The sequence below is a fragment of the Pseudomonas sp. M20 genome, assembly GCF_045037865.1.
GTDB lineage: Bacteria > Pseudomonadota > Gammaproteobacteria > Pseudomonadales > Pseudomonadaceae > Aquipseudomonas.
Window position 1 is genome coordinate 3,675,412 of the sequence record NZ_CP173611.1, and the last position, 17,079, is coordinate 3,692,490.

Consider the following 17,079-nt stretch of genomic DNA (forward strand, 5'->3'; position numbering starts at 1 on the left):
CTCTCCCGAGGGAGAGGGGACTGATCGGGGGATGCTTCAGAGGTTCACCGAAGTGAACGATCTGCGCTGAATCCATAATCGATCAGATCAATGTACAACCCCAGACACCTCGGTCGGCCCCCTCTCCCTCCGGGAGAGGGCTGGGGTGAGGGCAAAGGTTATCGAATCAGAAAGAGTCTCCGGGGATGCGTACATAGCCTTCCATCAGCACGCGGGCACTACGGCTCATGATGGCTTTTTTGACGATCCACTCGCCGTTTTCCAGACTGGCTTCAGCGCCAACGCGCAAGGTCCCGGACGGATGCCCGAAACGCACGGCATTGCGTTCAACGCCACCGGCAGCAAGGTTTACCAACGTGCCGGAAATAGCCGCCGCAGTCCCAATCGCCACCGCCGCCGTGCCCATCATCGCGTGGTGCAACTTGCCCATCGACAACGCGCGCACCAGCAAATCCACATCGCCAGCCCCAACCGCTTTGCCACTCGACGCCACGTAATCAGCAGGCTTGGCAACGAACGCGACTTTCGGCGTGTGCTGCCGCTTGGCCGCTTCATCCACATTGGCAATCAGGCCCATGCGCAACGCGCCATAAGCTCGAATCGTCTCGAACATCTGCAGCGCTTGCGGATCGCTGTTGATCGCACTCTGCAACTCGGTCCCGGTGTAACCGATGTCTGCGGCGTTGACGAAAATCGTCGGGATACCGGCGTTGATCATGGTCGCCTTGAACGTACCGACACCCGGCACTTCCAGCTCATCGATCAGGTTGCCGGTAGGAAACATCGAGCCACCGCCACCCTCTTCTTCCGCTGCCGGGTCCATGAATTCAACTTGCACTTCGGCCGCAGGAAAGGTCACGCCGTCGAGTTCGAAATCACCGGTTTCCTGCACTTCGCCGTTGGTGATCGGCACGTGGGCAATAATCGTTTTGCCAATGTTGGCCTGCCACACGCGCACCACCGCGACACCGTTGTGCGGAATGCGGCTGGCGTCGACCAGACCGTTGCTGATGGCAAACGAACCGACCGCAGCCGAGAGGTTGCCGCAGTTGCCGCTCCAGTCCACGAACGGCTTGTCGATCGAGACCTGTCCGAACAGGTAATCGACGTCGTGATCGGCCTTGATGCTTTTCGACAGGATCACGGTTTTGCTGGTGCTCGAAGTCGCGCCGCCCATGCCGTCGATCTGCTTGTCGTACGGGTCAGGACTGCCGATCACGCGCAGCAATAAAGCGTCGCGAGCCGGGCCGGGAATCTGTGCCGCTTCAGGCAGATCCTTGAGGCTGAAGAACACGCCTTTGCTGGTGCCGCCGCGCATGTAGGTGGCGGGGATTTTGATTTGTGGTGCGTGAGCCATATTGCTCCTTACCGAAAGCATGGGACTTAAAATCCCATGCCCACATCAGTTGATTTTTTAAACGGCAACCGCCGACTCTTCAAGGAAGTCCTGCGCGAAGCGCTGCAATACGCCGCCAGCCTCGTAGATCGACACTTCTTCAGCGGTATCCAGACGACAGGTCACCGGCACCTCAACGCGCTCGCCGTCCTGGCGATGGATCACCAGTGTCAGATCCGCACGCGGTTTGCGCTCGCCGATCACGTCGTAGGTTTCGCTGCCGTCGATGGCCAGGGTGTGACGGTCGGTGCCCGCTTTGAACTCCAGCGGCAACACGCCCATGCCCACCAGGTTGGTGCGGTGAATGCGCTCGAAACCCTCAGCGGCAATCGCTTCGACGCCGGCCAGTCGCACGCCTTTCGCCGCCCAGTCGCGGGACGATCCCTGACCGTAATCGGCGCCGGCAATGATGATCAGCGGCTGCTTGCGTTCCATGTAGGTTTCGATGGCTTCCCACATGCGCATCACTTTTCCTTCCGGCTCGACACGGGCCAGCGAACCCTGCTTGACCTTGCCGTTTTCCACGACCATTTCGTTGAACAGTTTCGGGTTGGCGAACGTCGCGCGTTGCGCGGTCAAGTGGTCACCACGGTGGGTGGCGTACGAGTTGAAGTCTTCTTCCGGCAGACCCATTTTCGCCAGGTATTCGCCGGCGGCGCTGTCGAGCATGATTGCGTTGGACGGCGACAGGTGATCGGTGGTGATGTTGTCCGGCAGCACCGCCAGCGGGCGCATGCCTTTGAGCGGACGGGCGCCGGCCAGTGCGCCTTCCCAGTACGGCGGACGGCGGATGTAGGTGCTCATCTCGCGCCAGTCGTACAGCGGCGTGACTTTCGGGCCGGTGTCTTCGTGGATGGCGAACATCGGAATGTAGACCTGACGGAACTGCTCAGGCTTGACCGAAGACTTCACCACGGCGTCGATTTCTTCATCGCTCGGCCAGATGTCTTTCAGGCGGATTTCCTTGCCATCGACCACGCCCAACACGTCCTTCTCGATATCGAAGCGGATGGTCCCGGCAATCGCATAGGCGACCACCAGCGGCGGCGAGGCGAGGAACGCTTGCTTGGCGTACGGGTGAATGCGGCCGTCGAAGTTGCGGTTGCCCGAGAGCACGGCGGTGGCGTAGAGATCGCGATCGATAATCTCTTGCTGGATCAGCGGATCGAGCGCGCCGGACATGCCATTGCACGTGGTGCAAGCGAAGGCGACGACACCGAAACCGAGCTGCTCCAGCTCAGTGGTCAGTCCTGCTTCATCGAGGTACAACGCCACGGTTTTCGAACCCGGCGCCAGCGAGGATTTCACCCACGGCTTGCGGGTCAGACCGAGCTTGTTGGCGTTGCGCGCCAGCAGGCCGGCAGCAATCACGTTGCGCGGGTTGCTAGTGTTGGTGCAACTGGTGATGGCGGCGATGATCACCGCGCCGTCAGGCATTTGCCCCGGCACGTCATCCCACTGCCCGGAGATGCCTTTGGCGGCCAGATCCGACACCGCGACGCGCGCGTGCGGGTTGCTCGGGCCGGCCATGTTGCGCACCACCGAAGACAGGTCGAAAGTCAGACCGCGCTCATATTGCGCACCTTTCAGACTGTCGGCCCAGAGGCCGGTGAGCTTGGCGTATTGCTCGACGAGCTGCACTTGCTGGTCTTCACGACCGGTCAGTTTCAGGTAATCGATGGTCTGCTGATCGATGTAGAACATCGCCGCCGTGGCGCCATATTCCGGGGCCATATTGGAAATGGTCGCGCGGTCGCCGAGGGTCAGCGCGGCGGCGCCTTCGCCGAAGAATTCCAGCCACGCGCCGACGACTTTCTGTTTGCGCAGGTATTCGGTCAGCGCCAGCACCATGTCGGTGGCGGTGATGCCCGGTTGCAGCTTGCCGGTCAGTTCGACGCCGACGCTTTCCGGCAGACGCATCCACGACGCGCGACCGAGCATCACGCTCTCGGCTTCGAGGCCGCCGACGCCGATGGCGATCACGCCCAAAGCATCGACATGCGGGGTGTGGCTGTCGGTGCCGACGCAAGTATCGGGGAACGCGACGCCCTCACGCACCTGAATCACCGGTGACATTTTCTCCAGGTTGATCTGGTGCATGATGCCGTTGCCCGGCGGGATCACATCAACGTTCTTGAAAGCCTTTTTGGTCCAGTTGATGAAGTGAAAACGGTCTTCGTTGCGCCGGTCTTCGATGGCGCGGTTTTTCTCGAACGCCTGCTTGTCGAAACCGCCCGCTTCCACTGCCAGCGAGTGGTCGACGATCAATTGCGTCGGCACCACCGGATTGACCTGCGCCGGATCGCCGCCCTGCAAGGCGATCGCGTCACGCAAACCGGCGAGGTCGACCAGCGCGGTCTGGCCGAGAATGTCGTGGCAGACCACGCGCGCCGGGAACCACGGGAAGTCGAGGTCGCGTTTGCGTTCGATCAGTTGTTTGAGGGAATCGGTGAGCGTGGCCGGGTCGCAGCGACGTACGAGGTTTTCCGCCAGCACGCGGGAGGTGTACGGCAGGGTGTCGTAACTGCCGGGCTGAATCGCTTCGACCGCCGCACGGGCGTCGAAATAATCCAGAGGGCTGCCGGTCAGGGTTTTACGGAATTCTGTGTTCATCGGGTCAGGACTCGGGTCACGGTAGTTTCAAAGGGTGAGGCCAGAAACCTGAGTTACACACCGTCCACTGTGGGAGCGAGCCTGCTCGCGAAAGCGGTAGATCAGTCTACATCCATGCTGGATGTCAGTCCGTCTTCGCGAGCAGGCTCGCTCCCACAGGGTCTAGCGGTGCTCTCTGGTTCCGGGTCAGCTCACCATTTCAGCGACGTTCGATTGGCACGAACTTGCGCTGTTCAACGCCGACGTACTCGGCGCTTGGACGGATGATGCGGTTGTTGGCGCGCTGTTCGAACACATGCGCAGCCCAGCCGGTCAGGCGCGAGCAGACGAAAATCGGCGTGAACAGCTTGGTCGGGATGCCCATGAAGTGGTACGCCGAGGCATGGTAGAAATCGGCGTTGGGGAACAGTTTTTTCTGCTCCCACATGGTCTTGTCGATCGCTTCGGAAACCGGAAACAACACCTTGTCACCGACTTCATCCGCGAGTTTTTTCGACCAGCCCTTGATCACCTCGTTGCGCGGATCGCTGTCCTTATAGATCGCGTGCCCGAAGCCCATGATCTTGTCTTTGCGTTCGAGCATGCCGAGGGTGCCTTTGATTGCCTCTTCCGGCGACGAGAAGCGTTCGATCATTTCCATCGCCGCTTCGTTGGCGCCGCCGTGCAACGGGCCGCGCAGTGAGCCGATGGCGGCGGTCACGCAAGAATACAAATCGGACAGGGTCGAGGCGCAAACGCGGGCGGTGAAGGTCGAGGCGTTGAATTCGTGTTCGGCGTAAAGGATCAGCGAGACGTTCATCACTTTGACGTGCAGTTCGCTCGGTTTCTTGTCGTGCAGCAGGTGCAGGAAGTGGCCGCCGATAGTCGGCTCGTCGCTAACGCAGTTGATGCGTTTGCCGTCGTGGCTGAAGCGATACCAGTAGCACATGATCGCCGGGAACGCGGCGAGCAGACGGTCAGTCTTGTCGCGCTGCTCGGAGAAGTCTTTCTCCGGTTCGATGTTGCCGAGGAACGAGCAACCGGTGCGCATCACGTCCATCGGGTGGGCGTCGGCAGGGATGCGTTCGAGCACTTCTTTCAGCGCTTGCGGCAGGTCGCGCAGCTTGCTCAGTTTGCCTTGGTATTCGTCAAGTTGCGCTTTCGTTGGCAGCTCGCCGTACAGCAGCAAGTACGCGACTTCTTCAAATTGCGCATCGGCTGCCAGTTCACGCACGTCGTAGCCGCGATAGGTCAGCCCGGCACCGGCCTGGCCCACGGTGGACAGTGCGGTTTGCCCGGCAACCTGGCCACGGAGCCCGGCGCCACTGAGTACTTTTGCTTCGGCCATTGTGTTCTCCAATCTTCTTGAATTTGTATGGGGAAACTTGTGGGAGCGAGCCTGCTCGCGAATGCGTCGTGTCAGTCACATTGATATTGCCTGACCCGCCGCTTTCGCGAGCAGGCTCGCTCCCACAGGGTTTGATTCAGCCTTTCTTTTGTGCAAACAACGCATCGAGCTTCTGCTCGAACGTGTGGTAATCGATGCGATCGTAAAGCTCCATGCGAGTCTGCATGGTGTCGATGACATTCTGCTGCGTGCCGTCGCGGCGGATTGCGGTGTAGACGTTTTCCGCGGCCTTGTTCATCGCGCGGAACGCCGACAGTGGATAGAGCACCAGCGAAACATCGGCGCCAGCCAGTTGCTCGGTGGTGTACAGCGGTGTCGAACCGAACTCGGTGATGTTGGCCAGAATCGGCGCTTTCACACGGTTGGCGAACAGCTTGTACATCTCCAGCTCAGTGATCGCTTCCGGGAAAATCATGTCAGCACCGGCCTCAATGCACGCGGCAGCGCGATCGAGTGCCGATTCCAGACCTTCCACCGCCAGCGCATCGGTGCGGGCCATGATCACAAAGCTGTCATCGGTGCGGGCATCGACGGCGGCTTTGATGCGGTCGACCATTTCCTGCTGGCTGACGATCTCTTTATTAGGACGGTGGCCGCAACGCTTGGCGCCAACCTGATCCTCGATATGAATCGCCGCCGCGCCGAACTTGATCATCGACTTCACCGTGCGCGCGACGTTGAACGCCGACGAGCCGAAACCGGTGTCGACGTCGACCAGCAGCGGCAGATCGCAAACGTCGGTGATACGGCGCACGTCGGTCAGCACGTCATCCAGACCGGTGATGCCCAGATCCGGCACGCCGAGCGAGCCTGCGGCCACCCCGCCACCGGACAGGTAGATCGCCTTGAAACCGGCGCGCTTGGCCAGCAGCGCGTGGTTGGCGTTGATCGCGCCGACCACCTGCAAGGGATGCTCGCTGGCGACCGCATCGCGGAAACGCTGGCCTGGGGTGCTGTGCTTGGAACTCATGACTCACCTCGTTCAGTGGCTGTCTTATTGTGGGTGCCGTCCTGGTAATGACGGGCGATGTTGCGTTTCGAGGCGCCGATGTGACGGCGCATCAACAATTCCGCGAGCTCGCCGTCACGGTCGGCGATGGCATCGAGAATCCGGTGGTGTTCGGCGAAGGCCTGACGCGGGCGGTTCGGTGTGGTGGAGAACTGGATGCGGTACATGCGCACCAATTGATAGAGCTCGCCGCAGAGCATCTGCGTCAGCGTGCGGTTGCCGCTGCCCTGGATGATCCGGTAATGGAAGTCGAAATCACCTTCCTGTTGGTAATAACCCACGCCGGCCTGAAACGCCGCGTCGCGCTCGTGGGTTTCCAGCACCCGGCGCAGTTCGTCGATTTCTTCGACGCTCATGCGTTCGGCCGCCAGACGGCAGGCCATGCCCTCGAGGGATTCGCGGATTTCGTAGAGTTCGAGCAATTCGGCGTGGCTGAGCGAGACCACCCGCGCACCAACGTGTGGTACGCGCACCAGCAGGCGCTGGCCTTCCAGGCGATGAATCGCCTCACGCAACGGCCCACGGCTGATGCCGTAGGTGCGCGCCAGCTCCGGCTCGGAGATCTTGCTGCCCGGAGCGATCTCGCCTTTGACGATGGCTGCCTGAATGCGCCGGAAGACGTTTTCCGAGAGTGTCTCGGAATCGTCGCCGCTGATGACCGGGGGATCGAGTTGATCCAGCATGATTGTCGACACCTTTAAATCCAATGCGGCAAAAACTAGCCAATTAGCCCGCATCAGTCAAAGGATAAATGGGCATTGTCGACAATCGTCTAATAACCTTAAAAGATCGCAGCCTTCGGCAGCTCCTACAGGTCGCACGCAAATCCTATGTAGGAGCTGCCGAAGGCTGCGATCTTTTGATGTTTTATAGACCGGCCCCGGCGCTGGCGCCATAAAACCACCGTGCTAGAATGCCGCCCGCATTTGCTGGCCATTTGTACGGCTTGTCATATAAAGCTGCCAGGCACACGAAGGGCCTTGCGCAAGTTTTGCCAAGGACCTGAACCGAAAACGGAACGCTGCGCACCAGGATTTATGAGACTCAAGCCTTTTCCCACATTCTTTGCCCTGTTTTGCCTGCCCGGCCTCGCCGCCGCGGGGGAAAAAACCGTGTACGGCCTCAACGAATACGCTTCGCTTGACGGCATCAATCTCGAAGTCGCAGCCAAACTCGATACGGGCGCGAAAACCGCCTCGCTGAGTGCCCGCGACATCAAACGCTTTAAACGCAATGGTGAGTCCTGGGTACGTTTCTACCTGGCGATTGACGCCGCGCATTCGCACCCGATCGAACGGCCGTTGGCCCGGGTCAGCAAGATCAAGCGCCGCGCCGGCGACTACGACCCTGAAGAGGGTAAGAAGTACACCGCCCGTCCGGTGATCGAGCTGGATATCTGCATGGGCACGGCGCTTCGCAGCATCGAAGTGAACCTGACCGACCGAAGTGCGTTCCAATACCCGCTTTTGATTGGCTCCGAAGCGCTGAAACGCTTCGATGCGCTGGTCGATCCAAGCCTTAAATACGCTGCCGGCAAACCCGCCTGCACCATCGCCGCTCATACCGCCGAGTAATTTCCATGCGTTCTCTAACCTTCCACCTGAAAATCCTGATCACCATTCTGGTGCTCCTGGGCGTTTCGGTTACGGCCTATCAGATTTTCGTGCTCGGCATCCCGGTGACCGAAGATGCCACCGACGACTTGTGGAACATCGACGCCAAGGTCGAGTTCGTCGCCAGCACCAAGGATCCGGTGAAGATCCAGATGTTCGTGCCACCGTTGAGCCGCGACTACGTCAGTCTCAACGAAAGCTTTATCTCCAATAACTACGGCGTCGCCGTCAACCGCGTCGACGGCAACCGCAAGGTCACCTGGTCGGCGCGCCGGGCCAAGGGCAACCAAACCCTTTATTACCGTTTGGTGCTGACCAAGCGTTACACCGCCGAAAAATCCAAGATCAAGGGCCCGACCTTCCGCGACAGCATCGCCATCGAAGGCCCTGAGAAAATCGCCGCCGAAGCCCTGCTCGCGCCGATTCGCCAACACTCGGCCGACGTCGAAACCTTTATTGGCGAGGCGATCAAACGCGTCAACAACCTTAACGATGACAACGTGAAACTGCTGCTGGCCGGCGATCCATCGACGGCGCACAAAGCCAAAATCGTCGAACTGCTGTTGTCCATCGCCCACGTCCCGGTGGAAAAAGTCCACACCATCCGCCTCGTCGCCGACCAGCCACAAATGCCTGAACTGTGGCTGCGCAGCTTCAACGGCAACGACTGGCTGTACTTCAACCCGGAAACCGGCGAGCAAGGCCTGCCGACCGACCGCCTGCTGTGGTGGACCGGCGATGAAAACCTGATCACCGTCGACGGTGGCAAAAAAGCCAACGTGACCTTCAGCCTGAACAACAGCGAGATGAACGCGATTCGTCTGGCCAAGCTGACCGACGAAAACACCGACGCCAACTTCCTCGAATACTCGCTGTATGGCTTGCCGCTGCAGACCCAGCAGACCTTCATGATCATGGTGATGATCCCGATCGGCGTGCTGGTGATTCTGATACTGCGCAACCTGATCGGCCTGCAGACCCTCGGCACGTTTACCCCGGTACTGATCGCTCTCGCCTTCCGCGAAACGCAGCTGGGCTTCGGCATTCTGCTGTTTACCGTGATCACCGCGCTGGGCCTGTCATTACGTTCGTATCTGGAACACCTGAAGCTGCAAATGCTGCCGCGACTCTCGGTGGTGTTGACCTTTGTCGTAGTGCTGATCGCGGCGATCAGTTTGTTCAGCCATAAACTGGGTCTGGAGCGCGGCTTGTCTGTAGCGCTGTTCCCGATGGTGATTCTGACCATGACCATCGAACGCCTGTCGATCACTTGGGAAGAGCGCGGTGCCAGCCATGCGATGAAAGTCGCGATTGGTACGCTGTTCGCCGCTTCTCTGGCGCACCTGATCATGACCGTGCCTGAGCTGGTGTACTTCGTGTTTACCTTCCCTGCGATCCTGCTGATTCTGGTCGGCTTCATGTTGGCGATGGGGCGTTATCGCGGCTACCGCCTGACCGAGCTGGTGCGCTTCAAGGCTTTCCTGAAGAAGGCTGACGCCTGATGTTCGGTTTCTGGAAGACCTGGAAGGCCCTGGAGGCGCGGGGCATCATGGGCATCAATCGGCGTAACGCCGACTACGTGCTCAAGTACAACAAGCGCAGCCTGTACCCGATCGTCGATGACAAGATCATCACCAAGGAGCGCGCCATCGAGGCCGGCATCCATGTGCCGGAACTGTATGGTGTGATCTCCACCGAGAAGGAAATCGACAAGCTCGACGAGATCATCGGCGGGCGCAACGATTTCGTAATCAAACCGGCGCAGGGCGCGGGCGGCGACGGCATCATCGTGATTGCCGACCGCTTCGAGGGCCGCTATCGCACGGTGTCTGGCAAGATCCTCGCCCATGAGGAGCTTGAGCATCACATCTCGAGCATCCTCACTGGCCTGTATTCGCTGGGCGGCCACCGTGACCGCGCGCTGATCGAATACCGGGTAACGCCGGATCAGATCTTCAAAAGCATCAGCTACGAAGGTGTGCCGGACATCCGCATCATCGTGCTGATGGGTTATCCGGTGATGGCGATGCTGCGCCTGCCGACCCGGCAGTCGGGCGGCAAGGCCAACCTGCACCAGGGCGCGATTGGCGTCGGTGTCGATCTGGCGACCGGTTTGACGTTGCGTGGCACCTGGCTGAACAACATCATCACCAAACACCCCGACACCACCAACGCGGTGGACGGCGTGCAACTGCCCTACTGGGACGGTTTCATGAAGCTCGCGGCTGGCTGTTATGAGCTGTGCGGGTTGGGCTATATCGGCGTTGATATGGTGCTGGATCAGGAGAAAGGTCCGCTGATTCTGGAGCTGAATGCGCGGCCGGGGTTGAATATTCAGATTGCCAACGACTGTGGGCTGACGTTGCGTACACATGCGGTGGAAGCGCGGCTTGAAGAGCTGAAGGCGCGTGGGGTGACGGAGACGGTTGAGGAGCGGGTGGCGTTTACTCAGGAAATGTTTGGGCATATTCCTGCGGTCGAAGGCTAAGAGCTGAAAAACTAAAAGCCCCTCACCCTAGCCCTCTCCCAGAGGGAGAGGGGACTGACCGAGTCGATTGTTCGAGGTACATCGACCTGAGATATCGAGTCGAACTCAGGTCTTGAAAAGCCCCCGATCTGCCCCCATCCCCCTCGCCAGCTTGAGATATCGAGCCGAACCTGGATCTTGAAAAGCATGAAGATCGGCTCCCTTTCCCCCTCGCCCCCCCTTGGGGGAGAGGGTTGGGGTGAGGGGGAGGCTTTTGACTTTGATCTGGCATCGGAGAGGACTACAATCCCCCTCCCCGCCTCAACGGCCGATCTGCCCCGCCCATGTTGACCTGTTCCGTACACCCGCTGCCCTACCGCGCCAATCCCGCCGACTACTTCGCGGCCATCCGCAACGCGCCCGGCGCCGTGCTGCTCGACAGTGGCCGGCCGAGCGCTGACCGTGGCCGTTATGACCTGCTCAGCGCCTGGCCACTGGAACAACTGGCGGTGTTGCCTGACGAAAGCGGCAGCCATTTCCTGCAACGTCTGCGTGACAATCTGAATCGCCTCGGTGAGGCTGATTTGCCAGCGGGTTTCGAACTGCCATTCGCTGGCGGCTTGATCGGTTATCTGAGCTACGACTTCGGCCGGCATCTGGAAAACCTGCCGAGCCAGGCCCGCGATGATCTGCAGCTGCCGGATGCACGTTTTGGCCTCTACGACTGGGCACTGATCAGCGATCACCAGGCGGCCACCAGCCAATTGGTCTTCCACCCGTCGGTGATTGATAGCGAGAAACAGCGGCTGATTGCGTTGTTCACGCAGCCAGTCGCCAGTGCACTGATCCCGTTCAAACTGAACAAGCCGATGGCCGCCGATCTCTCGGCCGACGATTACCGCCAGGCGTTCGAACGCATTCAGCATTACATCCAGGCCGGCGACTGCTATCAGGTCAATTTCGCTCAGCGTTTCCGCGCGTCGTGCCAGGGCGACCCGTGGCTGGCCTACTGCAAATTGCGCGAAGCCTGCCCGACGCCGTTTTCCGGTTTCCAGAGCCTGCCCGACGGCGGCGCCGTGTTGAGTCTGTCACCCGAGCGCTTCGTCAAAGTCAGCCAGCGCCAGGTGGAAACTCGCCCGATCAAAGGCACCCGCCCGCGTGGCCTGACACCCGCCGAAGATGCCGCCAACGCCGCTGAACTGCTGGCCAGCCCCAAGGATCGCGCGGAAAACCTGATGATCGTCGACCTGTTGCGCAACGACCTCGGCCGCACCTGCCGCATCGGCTCGGTGCGGGTGCCGGAGTTGTTCAGCCTGGAAAGCTATCCGAACGTGCATCACCTGGTCAGCAGCGTGACCGGTGAATTGGCGGATGACCGCGATGCACTGGATCTGATTGCCGGCAGCTTCCCCGGCGGCTCGATCACCGGCGCGCCGAAGATTCGCGCGATGCAGATCATTGATGAGCTGGAGCCGACGCGGCGTGGGTTGTATTGCGGGTCGCTGCTGTATCTGGACGTGCGCGGAGAGATGGACAGTTCCATCGCGATTCGCAGTCTGTTGGTCAAGGATGGGCAGGTTTGTTGCTGGGGCGGCGGCGGGATTGTTGCCGATTCGGACTGGCAGGCGGAGTATCAGGAGTCGATCACCAAAGTCAAAATCCTCCTGGAAACCCTGCAGAACCTCTAAAAGCTTAAAAGCTTCGCGAGCAGGCTCGCTCCCACAGGGTGAATACGTTCCAAATGTGGGAGATTCTATGGTTCATGCCTAGCCCCTAAACGGCTTTAGGTGAGTATTCGCTCTGGTTTTTCAACAGAGCAAATACCACCCGCGCAAGCTTGCGGGCTAGTGCAACCAGTGCTTGGGTAGTGCTCAGTCCGCGCTCTCTCAAAGCCTCATAAAATCCTTTCCACGCCGAGGTTCGGCTCGCCGCCATTGCAGCGTTGTGCAGCAACCGACGCGCCTCTGAGTCGCCTCGTTTGGTCAGGCAGCGACGGCCTTTCTTTTTGCCTGAGTCAGATATGCGCAGATCCAGGCCTAGAAAGGCGATGAAAGCGTCGGCATTCTTGAAGTCCCCACGCTGAAAGGATGCGAGCAAGCGGGCACCGGTCAACGTACCGATGCCTTCTACCTTCATGCAACGCTTGAGCTGAGCACCTAAATCGGCTTCGTCTATCTGCGTCAGGATCGTTTTCTCCAGCAGGATTTCCAGTCTTTGCATGGCGTTTATCTGATTTTTGAAAGCGGTTTTGAGCAACGGCTCATTCTCCCAGCTCTGCTTGAGGCTGACACGAGCCTGGACCAGAGCCGCACGGCGCCGGAAAAGACTGATGAGCCGGCAATACAAGGGCGACGGCGGTGTCCAAGGGCGTAAGTGGTCCCCTTCGTTTGTGAGATAACGGGCCAGTAATCGGGCATCCAGCGCATCAGTCTTCGCGCGAACGTTCACGCCTTTGCGGTAATGGCTGAGCTCATAACCGCCAACCATATAGATCACGCACCCATCGGCATGCGCCAGATCAGCAAATTCCTGGTGATAGATATTGGTGGCTTCGATGGCGATTGCCACTGGCTTGGCTACAGTTTTGAGCCATTTTTTGATTGCTGCTTTGGTGTTAGAGATTGTCTCGAGATGATCTGATTCGGCGCAATAAATCACCAGTTCATCCTTGGCGACATCAACCCCGATGATCGACTGAGTAGTAGCGACGGGCATTGCCATGAGAAATCCTCCGGGCTAAGGTTTGAACACTTGAAGGGTTCACCCAGAGGCGCAGGCTTGTTCCTATCGTCGGTCTAGGCCAGATGCATTCTTTATCGGCGCTTGGGTGAAAGGAGGAGGGTGAAATCTCCCACGGTCTGTACTGCGCTAACAGTCAGAATCGAGCCTTGTCCCTCCTCCTCCCTTCAAGTCCTACCATACAAGCGAGCCTGCTCGCGAAGGCGTCCTTCCAGACGACTAAAAACTCAACTCTCTATTAGAAGCCTTCAAGAATTCCTGTTTCAACTCGGCAAAGGTATGCACCGCCGGAAACTGCGGAAACTCGCGAATCACATTCTCCGGCGCGTGAAACAGAATCCCCGCGTCCGCCTCGCCCAGCATCGTCGTATCGTTATACGAATCCCCCGCCGCAATCACCCGGTAATACAGGCTCTTGAACGCCAGCACCGACTGACGCTTGGGATCTTTCTGACGCAGTTGATAGCTGGTCACCCGCCCGGTCTCGTCAGTAATCAGACGATGGCAAAGCAACGTCGGGAAGCCCAACTGGCGCATCAGCGGCTGTGAAAACTCGTAAAACGTGTCCGACAGAATCACTACCTGAAAGCGCTCGCGCAGCCAGTTGACGAATTCCACCGCCCCGTCCAACGGCTTCAGCGTGGCGATCACTTCCTGAATGTCCGACAGCTTCAAGCCATGCTCATCAAGGATGCGCAGGCGCTGCTTCATCAGCACGTCGTAATCGGGAATGTCCCGGGTCGTGGCCTTGAGGGATTCGATTCCGGTTTTTTCGGCGAAGGCGATCCAGATTTCCGGCACCAACACCCCTTCAAGATCCAGGCAAGCAATTTCCACAAGACACTCCCGTTTGTATTGATTATTTGAGTCGAGCGAGGCCGAACTCTAGCGACTCACATGCAGACGCGCAACGCACAGCACGTCCCCGAGTCGTGCAGCTTTTTGTTACCATCAGCGCCATATAGAGCGCCCAGCGCCACCGACCTGTAGGAAGCCGCCCTGATGAGTGCAACGTTCGACGTCGTGGAACTCGCCACGACCTATGCCAACAAATCCGCGCAAGACATCCTCAAACTCGCGTTTGCCGAGTTCGGCGATGACCTGTGGATATCTTTCAGCGGCGCCGAGGATGTGGTGCTGGTGGACATGGCCTGGAAGCTCAACAAGAACGTCAAGGTGTTCAGCCTCGACACCGGCCGTCTGCATCCAGAGACCTACCGCTTCATCGATCAAGTGCGCGAGCACTACAAGATCGATATCGAACTGGTGTCGCCGGACTACACGAAACTCGAACCGTTCGTGAAGGAAAAAGGCCTGTTCAGTTTTTACAAGGACGGCCACGGCGAATGCTGCGGCATCCGCAAGATCGAGCCGCTGCGCCGCAAACTGTCCGGTGTCAAAGCCTGGGCCACCGGCCAGCGCCGCGACCAGAGCCCGGGTACACGCAGTGCCGTGGCGGTGATGGAAATCGATACTGCGTTCTCCACTCCTGAGCGCACCCTGTACAAGTTCAACCCGCTGGCGCAGATGACCAGCGAAGAGATCTGGGGTTACATCCGCATGCTCGAACTGCCGTACAACAGCCTGCATGAGCGCGGCTTTATCAGCATCGGCTGCGAACCGTGCACCCGCCCGGTGCTGCCGAACCAGCACGAGCGCGAGGGGCGCTGGTGGTGGGAAGAAGCGACGCAGAAAGAGTGCGGGCTGCATGCCGGTAACATCATCAGCAAGACGTAACTCCCTGTCGCGCTGATTTCCCCCTGTAGGAGTGAGCCTGCTCGCGATAACGGTGTCTCAGTCGATGAATTTTTTGCCTGATATACCGCTATCGCGAGCAGGCTCACTCCTACAAAGGTCACTAGCGACTCTAAAAACGTGTACACACGAATGTCACCATCGGTGCCATTTATGTGTGCACTTTTTTGTTTCCGCGCCCTGAAAAGTTACATCCCGCCTGCAAAACGCTCACTCCAATCCGCGATGAAATTCCCGCGCCAAAAATAAATACCTGTTCAACCGGTCAATTTTTAACCAATTATTTTCAGACACTTAGCGCTCATCGATAACTTTTCGAAATGAGCACGGTTGCGCATAGATCAACGACTGGCACAGATCTGGCTTAGGTGCATACATGTTTTGTATACAAAACTGCAAAACATAAACACTTTCGATCCGCAAGCCTGAAGCGCCCTATCCCGTACAGGCTGCAGATGCCCCGTAACCAGTGATGTTTGCTGGCCGCGACGAAGATTTGTCGAGCCTCACGGCTTATGCACAGTCATCGCAGCCTTGAACATCAGGAGCCTGCCGGAATGCGTACAAGTCTCTCCAATAACATCGCGCTGAATCTGCCTGCCTCTGCTCTCGATCAACCGTCGCCGCACGATGGCCTGATTGAGCCGCTGCAACTGAGCCCCCGCCTGCACAACAGCGATCTGGCGCCAACCAAGGCCGAAGGTCGACGCTGGGGCAAATACAGCATCTTCGCCCTGTGGACCAACGATGTGCACAACATCGCCAACTACTCGTTCGCCATTGGCCTGTACGCCCTGGGCCTGGGGGGCTGGCAGATTCTGCTGTCGCTGGGGATTGGTGCGGCGCTGGTGTATTTCTTCATGAACCTGTCCGGTTACATGGGGCAGAAAACCGGAGTGCCGTTTCCGGTGATCAGCCGGATCAGTTTCGGCATCCACGGCGCGCAAATTCCTGCACTGATCCGGGCGGTTATCGCCATCGCCTGGTTCGGCATTCAGACGTATCTGGCGTCGGTGGTGTTCCGCGTATTGCTCACCGCAGTGCATCCCGGTTTTGCCGAATACGACCACGATTCGATTCTTGGCCTGTCGACGCTGGGTTGGATTTGCTTCGTGGCGATCTGGTTCGTACAACTGGCGATCCTCGCCTACGGCATGGAGATGGTTCGCCGCTACGAAGCGTTTGCCGGGCCGGTGATTCTGCTAACCGTTGCCGCCCTCGCCGCCTGGATGTATTTCCAGGCCGACGCGACCATCGCCTGGTCGATCCGCGAACCGCTCACCGGTGGCGAGATGTGGCGCAACATCTTTGCCGGCGGCGCGTTGTGGCTGGCGATCTACGGCACGTTGATTCTGAATTTCTGCGACTTCGCCCGCTCCTCGCCGTGCCGCAAGACCATCAAGGTAGGAAACTTCTGGGGTTTGCCGGTGAATATTCTGGTGTTCGCTGCGATTACTGTCCTGCTCTGCGGCGCGCAATTTCAGATCAATGGCCGGATCATCGAAAGCCCGACCGAGATCATCGCCTCGATTCCCAACACCTTCTTCCTGGTGCTCGGTTGCCTGGCATTCCTGATTGTCACCGTGGCGGTGAACATCATGGCCAACTTCGTCGCCCCGGCCTTCGTCCTCAGCAACCTGGCGCCGAAGTACCTGACCTTCCGCCGCGCCGGGCTGATCAGCGCGACCATCGCTGTGTTGATCCTGCCGTGGAATCTCTACAACAGCCCACTGGTGATCGTGTACTTCCTGTCCGGTCTCGGCGCCCTGCTCGGCCCGTTGTACGGGGTGATCATGGTTGACTACTGGTTGATCCGCAAAGGCCGGATCAACGTCCCGCAGCTCTACAGCGAAGATCCCAACGGCGCTTATTACTACAGCCACGGCGTCAATTTCCGTGCGGTGGCGGCGTTTATTCCTGCGGCGCTGATCGCGATCGTCCTGGCCTTGGTTCCCGGTTTCCACAGCGTCTCGCCGTTCTCCTGGCTGATCGGCGCCGGGATCGCCGGAATGCTTTACCTGATCATCGCCAAACGCCAACCGCACTACGCCGACATCAGCGGCGAATCGATCGCTGTCGACAACGTCTGCCATTAACTCC

General features: G+C 59.1%; 13 protein-coding genes. 6 read left to right on the top strand and 7 right to left on the bottom strand.

Features of this window, described 5'->3' with window-relative positions; genetic code table 11:
- Positions 1-166 precede the first annotated feature (166 nt).
- The 5 genes from prpF to ACI514_RS16225 all read right to left on the bottom strand — a co-directional run bounded on the left by prpF (position 167) and on the right by ACI514_RS16225 (position 7,085).
- Positions 167-1,357 carry a 2-methylaconitate cis-trans isomerase PrpF gene (prpF, locus tag ACI514_RS16205; RefSeq protein WP_405122024.1) on the bottom strand — a complete coding sequence of 397 codons (1,191 nt, stop codon included), beginning with the start codon at positions 1,355-1,357 and terminating at the stop codon, positions 167-169.
- 57 nt (positions 1,358-1,414) lie between these two features.
- Positions 1,415-4,009, bottom strand: a complete 2,595-nt coding sequence (acnD, locus tag ACI514_RS16210; protein ID WP_405122025.1) for a Fe/S-dependent 2-methylisocitrate dehydratase AcnD — start codon at positions 4,007-4,009, stop codon at positions 1,415-1,417.
- Positions 4,010-4,208: 199 nt separating this feature from the next.
- Positions 4,209-5,336, bottom strand: a complete 1,128-nt coding sequence (gene prpC, locus ACI514_RS16215) for a 2-methylcitrate synthase (protein WP_405122026.1) — start codon at positions 5,334-5,336, stop codon at positions 4,209-4,211.
- Between the two features lie 136 nt (positions 5,337-5,472).
- A complete protein-coding gene (prpB, locus tag ACI514_RS16220; RefSeq protein ID WP_103303868.1) occupies positions 5,473-6,366 on the bottom strand; it encodes a methylisocitrate lyase in 894 nt (297 codons plus the stop codon).
- Positions 6,363-7,085, bottom strand: a complete 723-nt coding sequence (locus ACI514_RS16225; RefSeq protein ID WP_174244498.1) for a GntR family transcriptional regulator — start codon at positions 7,083-7,085, stop codon at positions 6,363-6,365. The genes prpB and ACI514_RS16225 overlap by 4 nt, the downstream gene beginning before the upstream one ends.
- A 357-nt stretch (positions 7,086-7,442) precedes the next feature.
- Here ACI514_RS16225 and ACI514_RS16230 point away from each other — a divergent pair, with 357 nt between their 5' ends.
- The 4 genes from ACI514_RS16230 (at position 7,443) to pabB (ending at position 12,173) form a co-directional block, all read left to right on the top strand.
- Entirely contained in the window at positions 7,443-7,979 is a 537-nt protein-coding gene (locus ACI514_RS16230) for an ATP-dependent zinc protease (protein WP_008081000.1), read from the top strand.
- Positions 7,980-7,984: 5 nt separating this feature from the next.
- A complete protein-coding gene (locus ACI514_RS16235; protein WP_134175033.1) occupies positions 7,985-9,520 on the top strand; it encodes an inactive transglutaminase family protein in 1,536 nt (511 codons plus the stop codon).
- A complete protein-coding gene (locus ACI514_RS16240; protein WP_160057043.1) occupies positions 9,520-10,506 on the top strand; it encodes an alpha-L-glutamate ligase-like protein in 987 nt (328 codons plus the stop codon). The genes ACI514_RS16235 and ACI514_RS16240 overlap by 1 nt, the downstream gene beginning before the upstream one ends.
- 323 nt (positions 10,507-10,829) lie before the next feature.
- Positions 10,830-12,173, top strand: a complete 1,344-nt coding sequence (pabB, locus tag ACI514_RS16245; RefSeq protein WP_160057041.1) for an aminodeoxychorismate synthase component I — start codon at positions 10,830-10,832, stop codon at positions 12,171-12,173.
- Positions 12,174-12,258: 85 nt separating this feature from the next.
- Here pabB and ACI514_RS16250 read toward each other — a convergent pair whose 3' ends face one another.
- Positions 12,259-13,206: an IS110 family transposase gene (locus tag ACI514_RS16250; RefSeq protein WP_405122027.1), complete on the bottom strand. Its 948-nt coding sequence runs from the start codon at positions 13,204-13,206 to the stop codon at positions 12,259-12,261.
- Positions 13,207-13,443: 237 nt separating this feature from the next.
- Positions 13,444-14,061 (bottom strand): bifunctional phosphoserine phosphatase/homoserine phosphotransferase ThrH, encoded by a 618-nt coding sequence (gene thrH, locus ACI514_RS16255; RefSeq protein ID WP_160057039.1) that lies wholly within the window; start codon positions 14,059-14,061, stop codon positions 13,444-13,446.
- Between the two features lie 165 nt (positions 14,062-14,226).
- Here thrH and ACI514_RS16260 point away from each other — a divergent pair, with 165 nt between their 5' ends.
- Both ACI514_RS16260 and ACI514_RS16265 read left to right on the top strand, forming a co-directional pair.
- On the top strand, positions 14,227-14,961 hold the full coding sequence (locus ACI514_RS16260) for a phosphoadenylyl-sulfate reductase (protein ID WP_160057037.1): 735 nt from the start codon (positions 14,227-14,229) through the stop codon (positions 14,959-14,961).
- Between the two features lie 575 nt (positions 14,962-15,536).
- Positions 15,537-17,075 (top strand): NCS1 family nucleobase:cation symporter-1, encoded by a 1,539-nt coding sequence (locus ACI514_RS16265; RefSeq protein ID WP_405122028.1) that lies wholly within the window; start codon positions 15,537-15,539, stop codon positions 17,073-17,075.
- Positions 17,076-17,079 lie beyond the last annotated feature (4 nt).

Bases quoted from the DNA above. Each gene is read 5' to 3' on its own strand.
- prpF (WP_405122024.1), bottom strand. From the start codon at position 1,357: ATGGCTCACGCACCACAAATCAAAATCCCCGCCACCTACATGCGCGGC.
- acnD (WP_405122025.1), bottom strand. From the start codon at position 4,009: ATGAACACAGAATTCCGTAAAACCCTGACCGGCAGCCCTCTGGATTAT.
- prpC (WP_405122026.1), bottom strand. From the start codon at position 5,336: ATGGCCGAAGCAAAAGTACTCAGTGGCGCCGGGCTCCGTGGCCAGGTT.
- prpB (WP_103303868.1), bottom strand. From the start codon at position 6,366: ATGAGTTCCAAGCACAGCACCCCAGGCCAGCGTTTCCGCGATGCGGTC.
- ACI514_RS16230 (WP_008081000.1), top strand. From the start codon at position 7,443: ATGAGACTCAAGCCTTTTCCCACATTCTTTGCCCTGTTTTGCCTGCCC.
- ACI514_RS16235 (WP_134175033.1), top strand. From the start codon at position 7,985: ATGCGTTCTCTAACCTTCCACCTGAAAATCCTGATCACCATTCTGGTG.
- ACI514_RS16240 (WP_160057043.1), top strand. From the start codon at position 9,520: ATGTTCGGTTTCTGGAAGACCTGGAAGGCCCTGGAGGCGCGGGGCATC.
- pabB (WP_160057041.1), top strand. From the start codon at position 10,830: ATGTTGACCTGTTCCGTACACCCGCTGCCCTACCGCGCCAATCCCGCC.
- ACI514_RS16250 (WP_405122027.1), bottom strand. From the start codon at position 13,206: ATGGCAATGCCCGTCGCTACTACTCAGTCGATCATCGGGGTTGATGTC.
- ACI514_RS16260 (WP_160057037.1), top strand. From the start codon at position 14,227: ATGAGTGCAACGTTCGACGTCGTGGAACTCGCCACGACCTATGCCAAC.
- ACI514_RS16265 (WP_405122028.1), top strand. From the start codon at position 15,537: ATGCGTACAAGTCTCTCCAATAACATCGCGCTGAATCTGCCTGCCTCT.